Here is a 16,590-nt window from a genome sequence, read left to right on the forward strand (position 1 = left end):
CGGTTTTTAGTTTGCAGTCACAGTATTCGGTAATGTCATCCTGAGGCAGAGTCGAAAACAGTTACAGTTTTCAGTGTTTGTATTGTGTTTATAGCAAAAAAAAGAGCCAAAGTTTAATCCATAAACTTTGGCTCTTTTTTTATTCTTTGACACTGTAAAGTATTTTTTGAAAATCAGCTTTGTATTTATCTTTGTCTTGTAGCGAAGACCAAGATAAGACTTTATAAAACGTAGTTTTTGTTTCTACGATTCCAACAAAGTAATAAATGCTATTGTTTATTTCTTTGTCAAAATAGCTAGCATCTGTTTCTATAAAGTTGATATCGCCTTTTTTAGTTGTTTTAAATTTTGAGATATCTCTTTTTTCTTCGTCTTTTAGAAAGTCTTTAATGAAATCTTCATAAAATTCATTAACAGAAGTATAATTCATATCCAGAAGACCTAGTTCCTCTTTAGTGTCATAAATAACGATTCCGTAAATGTCTTTTACTTCATTTTTATATTGTATTGCTGCAGAACTATTTAAGTCAGCAGTTTTACTCATATAATCAGGAATACTTATATTAAATATATGTCCGGCTTTATACTCTTTCATTTTTGTTTGAGCAAAAGTAATAGTACTCATAAAAAGAGAAACAGTTATAAATAAATTGGTTACGGTAGTTTTCGTCATGGGGGTCTTAGATTGGTTTAGGTTTAAATGATAATTTTATATTTATACGATACCTTTTTCAATCATCTCTAACATTACAGGAGATGCGTTCTTAAAGGTAGGCGCTTGCTCAATAATACTTCCCACATTTTTTTTATTTACTTTAAAAGTAATATCCGCATCGGTTGTAAATAATAAAGCAGTAAGGAACGGGTTTTTAATGTAAGGTGCTAAAACAATAAAAGCTTCTTCGAGTGTATGGAAAGTTTCTATTTCTTCTGTTTTATAGCGTGAAGTCAGCGATACACCATAAGTATTGTTTTCGTTGATAACAAGTCGAAAATATATGTTTTTTAATTCGGTGTCGCCTATCGTTTTGGCTAATGTTAGTTTAGCAAAAGTTCCGTTTAGGATACTTTCTTTTACTTTTTGCCAAAATTCGTTTAATATAGATTCGTAAGACATGATGTTGTTTTAATTTTATTTTGCGATTTGCGATTTAATCATAAAGTACGTAATGTTTAGCTTAAATCTTCTTTACGAACTTAACGCGGAAAAAATAGCCTTCTTTGCGGTTAAGAAACCTATTTTCCTGTAAAAACAGCTTTTCTTTTTTCTAAAAATGCAGTTGTTCCTTCGATGAAATCTTTAGTTCCGAAGCATTTACCGAAAGATTTTATTTCAACTTCATAACCATTTTTGCCATCTTTATAATTAGCATTGATAGCTTTAATTGCTTTAGAAATTGCAATTGGAGCATTCTTAATTATCTTCTCAGCAATAGTATTGCAATAAGTAATAAGTTCAGCCTGAGGAACGACGTGATTAACTAATCCGTATTCTTTTGCTTCTTCAGCGTTAAGCATTCCTGCAGTCATAATCATTTCCATTGCACGACCTTTACCAATAAGTTGTGGCAAACGTTGCGTTCCTCCATATCCAGGAATAAGTCCCAGAGAAACTTCAGGTAATCCCATTTTGGCATTATCAGAAGCAATTCTGAAATGACAAGCCATTGCTAATTCTAATCCGCCACCAAGAGCAAAACCATTAACAGCTGCAATAACAGGTTTTTTTAGATTTTCGATAAAATCAAACAATTTCTCCTGACCTTCGGCTGCTAAAGCAGTTCCTTCTTCGATCGTATAATTTGCAAATTCAGATATATCAGCTCCAGCAACAAAAGCCTTTTCGCCACTTCCGGTTAAAACAATCACACGAACGTCATTGTTTTTTGCTAATAGCTTAAAAGCTTTTTGTAAATCATTAATAGTCTTCTTATTTAACGCATTAAGCTTAGTCGGACGATTAATTATTATTGTTGCAATTTTCTCTTCGATTGAGATTAATATATTTTCGTAGTTCATGACACTATTGTTTTATGAGTTTGTAATTGGTAGCGTAACCGTAAATGTGGTTCCTTTTCCGTATTCTGTTTCAAAGGTAATTGTTCCTTTATAATTTTCGATAATGTTTTTTATAATTCCGAGTCCAAGACCCATTCCGCTATTTTTTGTAGTGAATTTTGGTTCAAAAACACGATCAACATCTTGCTTTTGTATTCCTATTCCATTGTCTTTTACAGTAATTTCAACATTGTCCCCTTTCCTTTTAACTGTAACTAAAATCGATTTGTTGTTTTGAATTTCAGGAATAGCTTGAGTAGCATTTTTAACTAAATTGGTAATAATTCGGATAAGTTGTGTTCGATCCATTTTAGAAATGATTTCCTCTTCATCACTTTGAAACACCAGATATTCTTCGTTAAAGATGTCTAACGAAAGTTCTACAACTTCTACCACATTTAATGTTTCATTTTGTTGCGCAGGCATCGAAGCAAAATTTGAAAATGCCGAAGCTACAGCAGACATAGTATCTATTTGCTGAATTAATGTTTCGGAGTAATCATTCAATTTTTGTTTTACATCAGGAGCCGAAGGATCAAATTTTCTTTGATAACTCTGTACCGTCAGACGCATTGGCGTAAGCGGGTTTTTAATTTCGTGTGCCACTTGTTTTGCCATTTCACGCCAAGCTTCTTCACGTTCGCTTTGGGCTAGTTTTATGGCGCTTTTTTCAAGCTTTTCAACCATTCCGTTGTAAGACTTGATTAAGAAATTAATCTCTTTGCTACTGGCTTCTAAAACAATCTTTTCATTTTTCTGATTCAGATTGGTTTCGCTTAGCTTATCCGAAATAGTTTTTAATGATTTGGTAATGTATGTTGACAGGAAATAAGCTAATGCAAATGCTACAATAAGCATAAATGAATAGACCTGTCCTAAACGGATTAAGAAAGTATTCAATTCATTTTCATAATAACCGTCGTCTTCTATGTATGGTAAGTTTAAGATTCCAAGAGGCTTGAATTTTTCATCTTTAATCAAACTATAAGAAGAACGGTTTTTTACACCATCTTGAGTTTTTATATCTACAAAACGTTTCTCGATAGAAGAACGTACTAGTTTTAAGATGTATTCAGGGATTGGAGGAGGAACTTTATCAACGGCAAAAGATTCTTTAGATGATTTTAAAAGTTCTCCTTTAAGACTGTAGATATTGATTTCGATATTATGAATTTGAGCTAATTCATGAATTTTATCTTTAAAAATCAGATCTAAGTTAGCCGTTTTTAAAGGATAAGTAGTTGTAGATAACACATAGTTAATGTGTTCTTTTACTGCATTTTCTTTGCGCTCTAACCGTTCTTGATGGTATTCTTTGGCTTCATTCTTAAATTGAATGATAGAAATCGAAGCCAGTAAAACAGAAGCCACAACAATCAATACAATCATCGAAAGGAATATCCTAACACGCAACGAAAGCATTGACATTTTGAAGTTCTTAAGCATAAGTTTTGTTTTCTTTGTTTTAGGTTTCAAGTTTCAGATTCCGTCGCAATTGGCAACTTGAAACCAGAAACTTGAAACTAAAAAAAACTATTTCTTCTCTCGTAATCTTTTATAAAATTTAAATCCGAGCATGATTAAAACAGAAAATAAAAAAATTCCGATTACACCATAAATCCAGTTGATTGCATTTTTTAAAACAACTAAAAACACTACAGCAAACAAAATTATCGTTGCTCCTTCATTCCACAAACGCATGAAATTAGTGGTGTATTTTACATTGTCATTTTGCAATTGTTTGAATATCTGATGGCATTTTCCGTGATATAAATATAATAAAAATACGAAACCAAGCTTTACATGCATCCAAGGCATTTGTAACCAAGCTTTTCCTATATCGGTAAAAAGCAACATCCAAAAAGCAAAAATACTTGCTAATACTGCTGATGGCCAAGTGATAATGTACCACAATCTGTAGGTCATTATCTTGTATTGCTTTTGTAAAATTTCTTTCTCAGGAGACGGCTTGTCATTCGCTTCTATTTGGTAAACAAACAAGCGTACAATGTAAAACAGCCCAGCAAACCAAGTGATTACAAAAATGAGGTGAAGCGATTTCAGGTAGTTGTAATATTCCATAAAACGTATCTAAAAGAGTTTTCTAGTTTTTCTTTTGCCAATCTTTAATCCAATTTCCAACAGTTTCGCACCATTCATCATCATCATTTAAACATGGAATTGCTAAAAACTCTTCTCCACCGTTTGCTTCAAAATCTTCTTTGGCACGCATAGCAATCTCTTCTAATGTTTCTAAACAATCAGAAACAAAAGCAGGAGTTACAACTGCAAGATTCTTGATTCCTTTTGCAGGCATTTTATCAATTTCAACATCAGTGTAAGGCTCAAGCCATTTATCACCAGCCAATCGAGATTGAAAAGTCAAACTGTATTTATCAGCAGGAAGCCCTAATAGTTTTACAACCTGTCTTGTCGTTTCATAACATTGGTGGCGGTAACAGAAATCATGCGCTGGAGACGGTGTATTACAACAAGAACCATCAATTTTACAATGTGATTTTGTTATGTCGGTTTTACGAATATGACGCTCAGGAATTCCGTGGTAAGAAAATAATAAATGATCGTAATCAAAACCAACCAAATGTTTCTTGATAGAATCGGCAAGGTTTTTAATATAATCAGGTTTATTGTAAAATGCAGGAACATCAGTAAAAGTCATCTGTGGAAATTTCTTTTTACGAATCTCCTCAGCTTTAACTAAAATTGTTAAAGTCGATGCCATTGCATATTGAGGATATAAAGGAAAAAGCAACACTTCGGTAACTCCTTTTTCATGTAATTCTTGAAGTCCCTTTTCAATTGTCATACTACCATAACGCATAGCCAATGAAACGGGAATATCTACTAATGGTTGTATTTTTTTCTGCATTCTTTCAGATATAACCACAAGCGGAGAACCTTCGTCCCACCAGATTTTTTCATATGCATGTGCTGATTCTTCTGGTCTTTTTCTTAAGATGATTCCACGAACTAATAATGCTCTCAATAAATACGGAACGTCGATTACGTATTTATCCATTAAAAATTCATCTAAATATGGTTTTACGTCTTTTGGAGTTGGACTTTCGGGGGAACCCAGATTTACTAATAATACACCTTTCATTATAATTTTATTGCTTTAGGCTTTAAGCTTTAGGCTTTAAGCATTTGTTTGTTTAAATTTTAGCAAAAGTATAGATTCTTACTTTTCTTAAATTGCGATTAACTATTTTTTAATTATTGTTTGATATAGAAAACTGATACTGATTTTAAACATTAGTATTAATCGACATCAAATATTTCTTGGGAGTCGTTGCGAATTTCTTTTTAAAAGCGGCAATAAAATGACTTCCAGTACTATATCCTATTTTCAACCCAACCTCGTTTACGTTATATGAACCGCTATCGAGTAACTTTCGGGCATAGTCCATTTTATAATCAAATAAAAAACCATAAACAGTATCACCGTAAATTTGTTTGAAACCCATTTTTAGTTTCTTTAAGTTCAAACCAATTTCATCTGCCAATTCCTGTAAACCTGGTGGCTCGGCCATATTAGCAATAATGATTTCTTTGGCTTTTCGTATTTTTAAAACATTGTCTTCATCTATTAAAAATGGACATTGTTCGGCATTTGGGTCTTCGGTTCTATTAAAGTATAAACTTAATAACTCGTAGCCTTTACCCTTGTAATACAAGTTTTTTATAGATGGATGTAGATTATAATGAAATAGTTGACTAAGTACAATCGCCATCGATGGACTAATTTTTCCTTCGTTATAATATTTTTTATCCTTGTTGTCGGCGCTCAAGAAAGTTATGTAATCAGCTTCGGTCGAGAATAATGCGTGAAATTTTTTGATAGAAACAATTACTGATATTACCCAAGAATTAGGAGCAAGCTCTAAATGAAGTGGCAATTCTTTTGAGGATTGTATAAAAGCAATGATTTTTCTTCTTGTAGTTCCAATGCATAATTGCCCTGATTGAACAGGAATTTTGCTTTTCCTTTTATACCAAAGTGAAACTGTATCAGGCCACTACCGATTTCTCGTTGGGCATTAAATACCTCCGAACTGTCATTCTGAAAACGAATAAGCGTAAAGTCGTCTTCAATTTTAATAATTTCTTGAGAACTCATAGCGATATTTTTTTTTGTTAAAAACGAAAGCTAACTCTAAATCTTATTTAGAATAACTCTAAATAAAACAATTCGAAAGACTTGATTTTGCTGCAAAAATAACGTTTTTTGCATAATTACAACCAATTAGAATTAAAAAAACACATAGCGACACAAATAGTACTTTGAGCGTTACTTTTATAAATACTATAATGATAATTTTGTTGCACTTTTATGATAAGGGTATCTATGGAAAATAATAACGTATCGAAACATCACTATTTTTATTCAGTTGGACTGAGCTATAAAAAAGCTGATGCAGCGATTAGAGGTAAGTTTAGTTTGGACGCTGATGCAAAATTGCGCCTGCTGGAACAAGCCAAGAATGAGGGAATTGAAAGTTTAATAGTTACGTCTACTTGTAATCGTACCGAAATATACGGGTTTGCTGAGCATCCTTTTCAACTTATAAAATTGATTTGCGAAAACAGCAATGGTTCTATCGAAGAATTTCAAAAAGTAGGTTTCGTATATAAAAATCATGAAGCAATTAATCATCTCTTTAAAGTAGGAACTGGTTTAGACAGTCAGATCTTGGGAGATTTTGAGATTATTGCACAAATAAAATCAAGCTTTACACAATCAAAATCTTTAGGTTTGGCCAATACTTTTATCGAAAGATTAGTAAACGCTGTGATTCAAGCTAGTAAGAAAATTAAAAATGAAACCGAAATAAGTTCAGGTGCCACTTCAGTATCTTTTGCTTCGGTTCAATATATTATAAAAAACGTAGAAGATATCGGTAACAAAAACATCTTGTTGTTTGGTACAGGTAAGATTGGTAGAAATACATGTGAGAATTTAGTAAAACATACTAAAAACGAACATATTACTTTGATAAATCGTACTAAAGATAAAGCCGAAAAACTAGCTGGTAAATTAAATCTTATTGTAAAAGATTATTCAGAGTTACATCTTGAACTACAAAAGGCCGACGTTGTTGTTGTAGCAACTGGAGCACAAAACCCTACGGTTGATAAAGCAATCCTAAATCTTAAGAAACCATTATTGATTTTGGACTTATCGATTCCTAAGAACGTAAATGAAAATGTAGAAGAACTGGAAGGAGTTACACTAATCCACATGGATTATTTGTCACAACTTACAGATGAAACATTAGAGAATCGTAAAAAACACATTCCTGCAGCCGAAGCTATTATCGAAGAAATTAAGGAAGAATTTGTAAACTGGACCAAAGGGAGAAAATTTGCACCAACGATAAATGCTTTGAAAGAAAAACTGAATGCTATAAAAAATTCAGAATTGGATTTCCAAAGTAAAAAAATAGCTGATTTTAATGAGGAACAAGCCGAAATTATCAGCGCAAGAATCATTCAGAAAATTACAACACATTTTGCCAATCACCTAAAAGATGATGATACTATGGTAGATGAAAGTATCGAATGGATCGAAAAAGTATTTAAAATAGGAGTGGGTGCAAAATAAAATTTTAACCATTAAGAGATTAAGAAAAGTTAAGTTTTTTATTCTTTAAAGAATGGTGAAAAAATGATGTTCTTATGACAAAAAAGGAGGTTACTCAATTGGCTTATGAAATTACTGGCTTTGCAATTAAAGTTCATAGAGCACTTGGGCCTGGTCTTTTAGAAAGTATTTATGAGCAATGCCTTAAATATGAATTAGAACAAAATGGATATGATGTAAAACAACAATTAGTAGTTAAAATTGATTATTATGATCTTGAATTAGAGTCAGATCTAAAAATAGATTTATTAGTCAATGATTGTGTTGTTGTCGAGTTAAAAGCAATAGAAAATTTATTACCAATTCATGAAGCGCAATTATTAACATACATGAAATTATTGCAGAGACCTCAAGGGTTATTAATTAATTTTAATACTTTAAACATAACAAAATCAATGAAACCGCTTGTGAACGAGTTTTTTTCTAGATTACAAGATTAGGAAAAAGAAATAGAACCATTAAGAAATGAAGAAAAGTTAAGTTCTAAATTAGTAAAACTTGATTCTTAATGATTTTAAATATAATAATTAGCAACTTAAAAACTAAAGACAATGCTTAATGAATCTTAATATCTTAATGGTGAAAAAAGCAACTTTTAGTTTTAAAAAATAATAATGACAGACAAAATCATAAGAATAGGAACTCGCGATAGCGAATTGGCTCTTTGGCAAGCGCATACGGTCGATAAAAAACTAAACGATTTAGGATATAAAACCCAAATTATTGCGGTTAAATCACAAGGAGATATATTACTTGACAAACCACTTTACGAACTCGGAATAACTGGGATCTTTACGAAAACACTTGATATTGCTATGATTAATGGCGAAATAGATATTGCAGTGCATTCTATGAAAGATGTTCCTACGGCTTTGCCAAAAGGAATTGTTCAGGCAGCCGTTTTGGAAAGAGCCAATTCATTAGATATTTTGGTTCATAAAGGGAATCTAGACTTCTTAAATGAGTCAGCTACTATTGCAACTGGAAGTTTACGTCGTCAGGCGCAATGGTTAAACAAATACCCAAATCATAAAGTAGTCGATTTACGTGGAAATGTAAATACACGCATGCAAAAGTTAAACGATAGTGATTGGAGCGGAGCCGTTTTTGCAGCAGCCGGATTAGAAAGAATCAATTTAAAACCAGGAGATTATATTAATCTGGATTGGATGATTCCGGCACCTGCTCAAGGTGCAATGGTAGTTGTAGCAATGGAGAATGATAATTTTGCATTGGATGCCCTGACCCAACTTAACGATATCGAAACTGAAATAGTTACCTATATCGAACGTCAGTTTTTAAGAACATTAGAAGGAGGTTGTACCGCACCAATAGGAGCTTTGGTTCAATATAATGAAGAAGAAGATACACTTCATTTTCAAGGCGCTTTGTTTTCATTGGATGGAAAAGTTAAAATGGAAATAGATAAGACTGTTCCAATTGAAGAATGGAAAAAATTAGGATTTAATATGGCAAAAGAAATTCTTGAAAACGGTGGGGCTGAATTGATGAAAACGATTAAAGAATCTCTAAAAAAATAATGGCAAAATCAATTCAAATATTATCTACAAAAGTACTTTCTAGCATTCAAAAACAAGAATTGCAAAAAGCAAATATTGATTTAGTCGAAGCAAATTTCATTGAAACCCAAAATAAACCTTTTAAGATTCAAGATATCAATGAAAATTTGATATTTACAAGTCAGAATGCGGTTCATAGCGTTTTATCTGATCCAAAATCAGAAGAATTAAAAAGTAAAAATGTCTTTTGTGTTGGTTTAAAAACAAAGATATTATTATCTGAAAGCGGATTTAATGTAATAGCTTATACAGGTTACGCAGCGGATTTAGCCGAAATAATAACTCTGATTTATGCTAATGAAAGCTATACTTTTTTTAGTGGAAACCTTCGCAGAGAAACATTGCCTAAAGCACTAAAAGATGCTGGGGTAAAATTAAATGAGATTAAAGTGTACGAAACTACCTTAACACCTCAAAAAATTACTTCACCAGTAGATGGAATCATGTTTTATAGTCCATCTGGAATTGAAAGTTATCTGAAAGACAATACTATTAAAAATGAAAAATGCTTTTGTATTGGAGAAACCACAGCAGAAGCTTTAGAAAAAATTACAAAAAATATCATCATCGCAGATCAACCAACTGTAGAAGATGTTATAGAAGATGTTTTACACGAATATAAATAAAACTTTGCAACTCTGTCACTTTGTGGCTTTGCACCTAAAATAAAAACCATGTTAAAAAACGACCTATTCTTAAAAGCTTTAAAAGGAGAAACAGTTCAACGTCCACCAGTTTGGATGATGCGTCAGGCAGGAAGATATTTACCAGAATTTATCGCTTTGCGTGATAAATATGATTTTTTCACCCGTTGTCAAACTCCAGAATTAGCTGCAGAAATCACTGTACAGCCTATTCGTCGCATTGATCCAGATGCTGCAATTTTATTTTCGGATATCTTAGTAGTTCCACAAGCAATGGGAATTGAAGTATTGATGAAAGAGAATTTTGGTCCGTTTTTGCCAAATCCTATTCGTACAATGCAGGATGTTCAAAGAGTTTACATTCCGGACATTCAAGAGAGCCTTGGTTACGTAATGGATGCAATTAAACTAACAAAGGAAATGCTGAATGATGAGGTGCCTTTAATTGGTTTTGCAGGTTCGCCTTGGACAATTTTCTGCTATGCTGTAGAAGGTAAAGGTTCTAAAAGTTTTGATACTGCAAAAGGATTTTGTTTTTCAAACCCAGCAGCAGCACACACATTGTTACAAAAAATTACAGACACAACCATTTTATATTTAAAAGAGAAGGTAAAAGCAGGAGTTGATGCTGTTCAAATTTTTGACTCATGGGGAGGAATGCTTTCACCTGTTGATTATCAAGAGTTTTCATGGAAATACATGAACCAAATTGTTGAAGCTTTGGCTGATCATGCTCCAGTAATTGTTTTCGGAAAAGGATGCTGGTTTGCTTTAGGCGAAATGGGACAAAGTCGTGCTTCGGCATTAGGAGTTGACTGGACTTGTTCAGCAAGAAATGCTCGTTATTTATCTGGAGGAAATATTACACTACAAGGTAATTTTGATCCATCAAGATTACTCTCACCAATTCCAACCATTAAAAAAATGGTACATGAAATGATTGATGAGTTTGGAAAAGATAAATATATTGTAAATTTAGGTCATGGAATTTTGCCACATATTCCTGTAGATCATGCAAAAGCATTTATTGATGCGGTTAAGGAATACGGCAATTAGTATATAGTTATCGGTTGCAGATTTCAGACTCACTAAAGGCTGAAATCTGTTGCTGAAAATAAATATTTCGGTACGAGATGAAAGACCTAATTGGATAAATGTTTGTTTATTTGATGTTTTAAAAGAATGGGAAAATAAATGCTCGCAAACATAAACTTTCATAGAAACTCACCATTCACTTTTATAGAGTATGGTTTTTATGCCTATTATGCGTCTGTATTTTTGATGGTTTGGTTATATCCTGAACAATACAATGTTAGCTTGATAAACGATTTAGCAGTATTAATCGTTTTTGAATTTATAATGGTTCATTCAGGAGTTTTTATGGCAGTTTTACCAAAGAGGTACTCTATTTTGGTCTTTTTTCCCATGTTTGGTCTTTTTGCATATAGTTTTAATAATTCTGTTATTGATACAAATATTTTTTATATTTATTTGCTGACAGTTTTAAATAGAATGCGATTTGCTTTTTCAAATGTTAGTATTGAAGTTAGAGCAATAGAAATCGCAAAATCAGTTTTTCGAGCTATATTATATTGTACCCTACTTTGTGCCACTGCATTAGGAAATGAGTTTATACCAAAATTGGGACTTACCTCCGAATTTTTGCAGAAATATCATTACTTTGATACAATTAAATCTAGTGGGTTAATTATGGAAAAGCCTTATATAGCAATGTGTATGGGTTTTTTATATTATTCATTACCCGTTTTATTTTTCTTGTTCAGAATAATAAAACGTGCTCATCATTCTTATTTTGTAAATGAAAGAGTGATAAAAAGATATTCTTAAATTGCTGAAATGTTGATGATGCAATAGATAATATTAGAAACTTTGCAGAAAATAAAATATTAAAATATGCTAAACAAAGGATTACGAGACGAAGAAAGTACCCGAATAGACAATGTGCTTAAAGTATTAATGTCTATTGGATTCTTGCCTAAGTTTTGGAATGTAGAAGACACGAGTCTTATAGATAATGACCTTAAAAACTTTGGTTTAAGCGTGGAGAGCCTAGTTAATCTTAGCGAAAAAGATTTAATTACACTTCTGGTTCGATGTCATTTAGATTGGAATCAATTAGAGTTATTTGGAGATTTTCTAGTTAAATTCTCAATTGTTGAAAATTATAATTTTTCAGGAAAAGCAATTGCTATTTATGAATATATTCAACAAGAAAGCAAGACTTTTTCATTTGGAATCATTAGCAAAATAGCTTCAGCAAAAGCAAATTTATAATCAAGTGTTAATGTATAAAAATGTGGACTTTCAAATAACGATCTTAACTTCAAAAGATGCAGTAAGTCTTCATGAATTAATGCTTTCGAATACGGAACAGTTTAAAAGATATTTTCCTAAAACACTAGCTAAAAATCTAACACTTGAAGCTTCAGAAAGGTATATTTTGGAGAAACATCAAGAGATTCAATTGAATTCTGAACTTACATATGCAATTAAAGAAAATAGGACTGGTAAAATTGCAGGGTTAATTATTATCAAAAAATTGAATTGGGAGACCAAACAAGGTGAATTTGCTTATTGTATTGGATTAGAATATCAAGGAAAGGGCTGGATGTCTGAGGCCGTAAGTCAAATTTCAAATTATGTGTTCAATGAATTACAATTGAAAACATTACAAATCATTTCTCATAAAACAAATTTCGGAAGTATTAAAGTCGCAAAAAAATGCGGATTCATATGGAGAAAAACATTAATAAATGAATTTACTCCAACAGATGAACTTCCTTTAGATATGGAACTATACGAACTAACAACAAGATGAAAGAACAATTTTATAAATACATACAAAGTCTTCAAGATACAATAGTTACAGGATTAGAAGCAGTTGATGGTCAAGTGAAATTCCGCGAAGACATCTGGGAACGCCCAGAAGGCGGAGGAGGAAGAACACGTGTAATCGAAAACGGAGCTGTCTTTGAAAAAGGCGGTGTTAATATATCGGCAGTTCATGGTAAATTACCAGAAGCCATGCAAAAAATGTTCAATGTAGGTGAAGCTGATTTTTTTGCATGTGGATTAAGTTTGGTGTTACATCCAAAAAGTCCAATGGTTCCTACGGTACATGCCAATTGGCGTTATTTTGAAATGTATGATGAGAAAGGAAAAGTAATTCAGCAATGGTTTGGCGGAGGACAGGATTTAACGCCTTATTATTTGTTTGAAGAAGATGCTAAGCACTTTCATCAGACTTGTAAAACAGCTTGTGATAAGCATAATCCAGGGTTTTACCCAAAATATAAAAAACAATGCGACGCTTATTTCTGGAATGCACATCGCAACGAAGCTCGAGGAATTGGAGGATTGTTCTTTGATTATTGCAAGGCTACAGATGACATGAGTATGCAGGATTGGTATAATTTTGTTACTGAAGTAGGAAATAGTTTTCTAGAAGCTTATGTTCCAATTGTAGAAAGAAGAAAAGCTTTATCATATACTGAAGAGCAAAGAAAATGGCAAGAAATTCGTCGTGGTCGTTATGTTGAGTTTAATCTAGTTCATGATAAAGGTACCTTATTTGGTTTAAAAACTAATGGTCGAATCGAGAGCATATTAATGAGTTTGCCACCTCATGTACAATGGGTTTATGATCATCATCCCGAAGCAGGGAGTGATGAGGAAAAATTAATAAAAGTGTTAGAAAACCCAGTTGATTGGATTCAATAATAATTTTTAAAATCTAGATTAAACAGGATATATCGCTCCACTGGAGCTTTGCTTAGAAAATATATTAAATTGACTTATCATAGATATAGAAAATGGATCTAAAACTGATTTATATTATGTTTTTTACAGGAGTTTTTGGGTGTTATGCTCAAAAAGATTCTCTTCAAAATTCATATTTTAAATCATATAATGATAAAGTAACAGCGAGTATTTACTATCTGGATACATCCAATAATTTTCAGATCGTTTACCCTGTTTCAGAAAAGGAGAACGCAACACTTGATTTGATTCCAAATCGAAAAGAACAATTAGGAGTTTCGCTTTCGTTTAAGTTTGTTGATTTGTCATTTGGCTTTTCACCAAAATTTTTAAATGCAAATAAAGATAATATTGACTCTAAGCTTTTAAATTTTAATGCAAGATTGTATCATAAACAATGGATGCAAAGCTTTACTTATTTTTATCAAAAAGGGTTTTATGTAAGTCAAGATGGTATAAATGCTGCTTTTCCAGGATTTCGTTCCTTAAAAATAGGAGGTGCTACATCTTATATTTTCAATAAAAAATTCTCGTATAAGGCAATTGCTGGTCAGAACGAGTCGCAGACGAAGAGCGCAGGGAGTTTTATTCCTAATTTTTCGGCTTATTACACTAACATAAAATACAAATCGCCAGAGGATAGAATAAACGGAGATGTATATTTATTTTCGCTAGCACCATCTTATTTTTATAATTTGGTTTTAGGAAAACATCTTTTGGTTTCAGCTGGATTATCTATAGGTGCCGGAGTCTACGTTACTGATGGAGAGACAAAGGTGCTTTATGAAATTGATACAAGTTTTAAAATGGGTTACAATTCCGATTCATTTTTCGTGTTTATGAATGTTAATCATCTCAATTTTATTCAGGATGAAACTAATACTATTGGTTTAAACGATAATATATCAACATTTAAGATTACGGCGGGTTATCGATTTAATGCTCCAAAAAAAGTGACTGAGATTTATGATAAAATAAATCAAAAAACAGGATTATAAAAAAAATGGCTAACATATTGAATGTTAACCATTTTTAGAAATATATCTAAATTATTTACCAAGTTCCTCAACAAAATCTAAGGTTTGTAAAATAATATTTTTGTTTGATTGTAGCGAATTCAATTTCAATTCAAACTTCAATTTGTTGTTTTTTAATTTTTTAGAAGACAAAATTGAAATATCACTAAACTGTTTTGCTAATTGGTCGAGCCTTTTAACATCCGCAATTTTAGGTTTTTCAGAATTTTTATAAGCATTTGCTGTTTCAGCAATGTTTAATTTTGCCAAAAAGTAATTTGTTTTTAGTTCTTTTTGAGTGTCTTTTGCAAACCCACCATCACCAGACTGTAAGTAATCAAGACTATTTCCTATTACTATCACATCATTATCTTTAAGGATAAACATGTCACCGTATTCTTTGGTTCCTGTTATTTCGTAATAATTACCCTTTTGTACCAATAGGTTTTTACGAACACCTAATTGAATCAATTTGTCGCCAAAAGTAGGATGAGTAGAAGTGAAAATTATAGAAAAAAGCGGAACTGTCTTTTCTATTTTTTTTAGGACTTCAGTTTCTTCATAATTCTCGTCGTATTCATACGTTTTTTTAGTTATCTCTATTTCTTTGGTGCCGTATAAAAACATGCTTAAATCACCATCAAATAATCTTGCAGTAGCTTCTTCATCAACAATAGTCGAAATCAAATCAGTTACAATAGCAATATCTTCCTTCTGGAATTTAGGATTATCTAATATCTTACTTGTTAACAATGGAATATTTTCCAGTGCTGCTTTAGAATTAATGTGGTACGATAAATATCCTAATGGTTTTTGGTTAGGGAAATATTTAAAAATTCGATTATTAATTCTTCTATTGGTTATTTTACCTGCAATTGTAGCAATAGGATCACTATATTCAACAATTTGTTCCAAGCGAGCACCGTTATTGTCAAAATAAAAATCAATGTTCATTCCTTTTACAAAATCACCATAATTTTTTTGTGTAGGTAAAAATTCTTTATAGGTTGTAAATGGATATAAAACACCAAAACTTTTATAAAATGAAGACATAGCAGTACCATAATCAACCCAGGAACTAATATCGGCATTCGCAGTTATTTTATCAGAAGTTGGAGCAGTAAAACCATTTTCAAAAAGAGCTTTAACAAAGTTCGTTTGTTCAATTAGTTGTAAACTATCAAAAGCGACACGTTCTCTTTCATATTTTTTAAAATCTTCATCGGCTATAAGACTATCTATTCGAATTCTTTCTTCCATTTCCTCTTCAGTTTCTTCAGCTGGCTCTTCAACAGTTTCTTCTGTAGCTACTTCGAGAGTTACTTCTTCTTGAATAGAATCATTTTCGTATAGATTAGAAGGATATTTTTTGGTAAACTCAATAATTACAAAGTAGTTATCATTCCATGCTATTGAAGTTTTTTTATCTCCAGTTGTTAAAAGAGTATATAGAGGAAACTCTTGAATTGTAGCTTGTGGTAACGAATCGGCTTCTTTTTTTGCATTTAATTTTTGCATGAAGTCCTTGATTTTACTTCTGTTTCTTACCGGAATTGTAATTTGATAATATGGAGTTTCGCCAGTAAAATTTCCGTTAACGGTTGTCTTCTGGTCTAATTTAAAAAGATCTGCATATAGTTGAAAATCAAAATCGGCATTTTTTTCCTTGTATTGCTTTATTAATGAATGATTTAATACATCAGCGACACTTACTTTTTTCGAAAGTTGGTCGCCATTAAACTGTATAAAATAATCGTATTTTTTAGAAATTGCCTGACTATTGGCTACTAAAGTTATTAATAGAATTAAATAAGTAAAGAACTGTTTCATTTATGGTTAGAGTTTGT

17 protein-coding genes and 1 pseudogene are annotated in these 16,590 nt (G+C 31.9%); 10 read left to right on the forward strand and 8 right to left on the reverse strand.

All coding sequences use genetic code 11. The features are described 5' to 3' along the window. Positions 1-139: 139 nt before the first annotated feature. The 7 genes and pseudogenes from EAG11_RS17080 to EAG11_RS17110 all read right to left on the reverse strand — a co-directional run bounded on the left by EAG11_RS17080 (position 140) and on the right by EAG11_RS17110 (position 6,199). Positions 140-673 (reverse strand): hypothetical protein, encoded by a 534-nt coding sequence (locus tag EAG11_RS17080; RefSeq protein ID WP_129540221.1) that lies wholly within the window; start codon positions 671-673, stop codon positions 140-142. A gap of 42 nt (positions 674-715) precedes the next feature. Next, complete coding sequence (locus tag EAG11_RS17085; protein WP_129540222.1) at positions 716-1,117, reverse strand: hypothetical protein; 402 nt, start codon at positions 1,115-1,117, stop codon at positions 716-718. A gap of 119 nt (positions 1,118-1,236) precedes the next feature. Further along, positions 1,237-2,019, reverse strand: coding sequence for an enoyl-CoA hydratase/isomerase family protein (locus EAG11_RS17090; RefSeq protein ID WP_129540223.1), 783 nt, complete (start codon positions 2,017-2,019; stop codon positions 1,237-1,239). 12 nt (positions 2,020-2,031) lie between these two features. Next, on the reverse strand, positions 2,032-3,447 hold the full coding sequence (locus EAG11_RS17095) for an ATP-binding protein (protein ID WP_129541127.1): 1,416 nt from the start codon (positions 3,445-3,447) through the stop codon (positions 2,032-2,034). Between the two features lie 144 nt (positions 3,448-3,591). Continuing rightward, the gene (locus tag EAG11_RS17100) at positions 3,592-4,140 is read right to left on the reverse strand and encodes a CopD family protein (RefSeq protein WP_129540224.1); all 549 of its coding nucleotides are present in this window, start codon (positions 4,138-4,140) and stop codon (positions 3,592-3,594) included. Between the two features lie 22 nt (positions 4,141-4,162). Beyond that, complete coding sequence (hemH, locus tag EAG11_RS17105) at positions 4,163-5,182, reverse strand: ferrochelatase (protein ID WP_129540225.1); 1,020 nt, start codon at positions 5,180-5,182, stop codon at positions 4,163-4,165. A 145-nt stretch (positions 5,183-5,327) separates the two neighbouring features. Then, positions 5,328-6,199 (reverse strand): annotated as a pseudogene (locus EAG11_RS17110) (helix-turn-helix domain-containing protein). Positions 6,200-6,427: 228 nt separating this feature from the next. Here EAG11_RS17110 and hemA point away from each other — a divergent pair. The 10 genes from hemA (at position 6,428) to EAG11_RS17160 (ending at position 14,725) form a co-directional block, all read left to right on the forward strand. Further along, the gene (gene hemA / locus EAG11_RS17115) at positions 6,428-7,684 is read left to right on the forward strand and encodes a glutamyl-tRNA reductase (RefSeq protein WP_129540226.1); all 1,257 of its coding nucleotides are present in this window, start codon (positions 6,428-6,430) and stop codon (positions 7,682-7,684) included. Between the two features lie 74 nt (positions 7,685-7,758). Beyond that, positions 7,759-8,163, forward strand: coding sequence for a GxxExxY protein (locus tag EAG11_RS17120; protein ID WP_129540227.1), 405 nt, complete (start codon positions 7,759-7,761; stop codon positions 8,161-8,163). 174 nt (positions 8,164-8,337) lie between these two features. Beyond that, entirely contained in the window at positions 8,338-9,264 is a 927-nt protein-coding gene (hemC, locus tag EAG11_RS17125) for a hydroxymethylbilane synthase (protein ID WP_129540228.1), read from the forward strand. After that, positions 9,264-9,929, forward strand: coding sequence for a uroporphyrinogen-III synthase (locus EAG11_RS17130; RefSeq protein ID WP_129540229.1), 666 nt, complete (start codon positions 9,264-9,266; stop codon positions 9,927-9,929). The genes hemC and EAG11_RS17130 overlap by 1 nt, the downstream gene beginning before the upstream one ends. A 48-nt stretch (positions 9,930-9,977) precedes the next feature. Then, on the forward strand, positions 9,978-11,003 hold the full coding sequence (gene hemE / locus EAG11_RS17135) for a uroporphyrinogen decarboxylase (protein ID WP_129540230.1): 1,026 nt from the start codon (positions 9,978-9,980) through the stop codon (positions 11,001-11,003). 138 nt (positions 11,004-11,141) lie between these two features. Further along, on the forward strand, positions 11,142-11,795 hold the full coding sequence (locus tag EAG11_RS17140) for a hypothetical protein (RefSeq protein ID WP_129540231.1): 654 nt from the start codon (positions 11,142-11,144) through the stop codon (positions 11,793-11,795). A gap of 66 nt (positions 11,796-11,861) precedes the next feature. Further along, a complete protein-coding gene (locus EAG11_RS17145; RefSeq protein WP_129540232.1) occupies positions 11,862-12,242 on the forward strand; it encodes a hypothetical protein in 381 nt (126 codons plus the stop codon). Positions 12,243-12,264: 22 nt separating this feature from the next. Next, on the forward strand, positions 12,265-12,786 hold the full coding sequence (locus EAG11_RS17150) for a GNAT family N-acetyltransferase (protein ID WP_242499190.1): 522 nt from the start codon (positions 12,265-12,267) through the stop codon (positions 12,784-12,786). Next, positions 12,783-13,688, forward strand: a complete 906-nt coding sequence (hemF, locus tag EAG11_RS17155; protein WP_129540234.1) for an oxygen-dependent coproporphyrinogen oxidase — start codon at positions 12,783-12,785, stop codon at positions 13,686-13,688. Before EAG11_RS17150 ends, hemF begins: the two co-directional genes overlap by 4 nt. A gap of 116 nt (positions 13,689-13,804) precedes the next feature. Continuing rightward, positions 13,805-14,725: a DUF4421 family protein gene (locus EAG11_RS17160; RefSeq protein ID WP_242499191.1), complete on the forward strand. Its 921-nt coding sequence runs from the start codon at positions 13,805-13,807 to the stop codon at positions 14,723-14,725. A 51-nt stretch (positions 14,726-14,776) separates the two neighbouring features. Here EAG11_RS17160 and EAG11_RS17165 read toward each other — a convergent pair whose 3' ends face one another. After that, entirely contained in the window at positions 14,777-16,573 is a 1,797-nt protein-coding gene (locus EAG11_RS17165) for a hypothetical protein (RefSeq protein ID WP_129540236.1), read from the reverse strand. Between the last annotated feature and the right edge of the window lie 17 nt (positions 16,574-16,590).

This window comes from Flavobacterium sp. 140616W15, assembly GCF_003668995.1.
Classification (GTDB): domain Bacteria; phylum Bacteroidota; class Bacteroidia; order Flavobacteriales; family Flavobacteriaceae; genus Flavobacterium.

Bases quoted from the DNA above. Each gene is read 5' to 3' on its own strand.
- EAG11_RS17080 (WP_129540221.1), bottom strand. From the start codon at position 673: ATGACGAAAACTACCGTAACCAATTTATTTATAACTGTTTCTCTTTTT.
- EAG11_RS17085 (WP_129540222.1), bottom strand. From the start codon at position 1,117: ATGTCTTACGAATCTATATTAAACGAATTTTGGCAAAAAGTAAAAGAA.
- EAG11_RS17090 (WP_129540223.1), bottom strand. From the start codon at position 2,019: ATGAACTACGAAAATATATTAATCTCAATCGAAGAGAAAATTGCAACA.
- EAG11_RS17095 (WP_129541127.1), bottom strand. From the start codon at position 3,447: ATGATTGTATTGATTGTTGTGGCTTCTGTTTTACTGGCTTCGATTTCT.
- EAG11_RS17100 (WP_129540224.1), bottom strand. From the start codon at position 4,140: ATGGAATATTACAACTACCTGAAATCGCTTCACCTCATTTTTGTAATC.
- hemH (WP_129540225.1), bottom strand. From the start codon at position 5,182: ATGAAAGGTGTATTATTAGTAAATCTGGGTTCCCCCGAAAGTCCAACT.
- hemA (WP_129540226.1), top strand. From the start codon at position 6,428: ATGGAAAATAATAACGTATCGAAACATCACTATTTTTATTCAGTTGGA.
- EAG11_RS17120 (WP_129540227.1), top strand. From the start codon at position 7,759: ATGACAAAAAAGGAGGTTACTCAATTGGCTTATGAAATTACTGGCTTT.
- hemC (WP_129540228.1), top strand. From the start codon at position 8,338: ATGACAGACAAAATCATAAGAATAGGAACTCGCGATAGCGAATTGGCT.
- EAG11_RS17130 (WP_129540229.1), top strand. From the start codon at position 9,264: ATGGCAAAATCAATTCAAATATTATCTACAAAAGTACTTTCTAGCATT.
- hemE (WP_129540230.1), top strand. From the start codon at position 9,978: ATGTTAAAAAACGACCTATTCTTAAAAGCTTTAAAAGGAGAAACAGTT.
- EAG11_RS17140 (WP_129540231.1), top strand. From the start codon at position 11,142: ATGCTCGCAAACATAAACTTTCATAGAAACTCACCATTCACTTTTATA.
- EAG11_RS17145 (WP_129540232.1), top strand. From the start codon at position 11,862: ATGCTAAACAAAGGATTACGAGACGAAGAAAGTACCCGAATAGACAAT.
- hemF (WP_129540234.1), top strand. From the start codon at position 12,783: ATGAAAGAACAATTTTATAAATACATACAAAGTCTTCAAGATACAATA.
- EAG11_RS17160 (WP_242499191.1), top strand. From the start codon at position 13,805: ATGTTTTTTACAGGAGTTTTTGGGTGTTATGCTCAAAAAGATTCTCTT.
- EAG11_RS17165 (WP_129540236.1), bottom strand. From the start codon at position 16,573: ATGAAACAGTTCTTTACTTATTTAATTCTATTAATAACTTTAGTAGCC.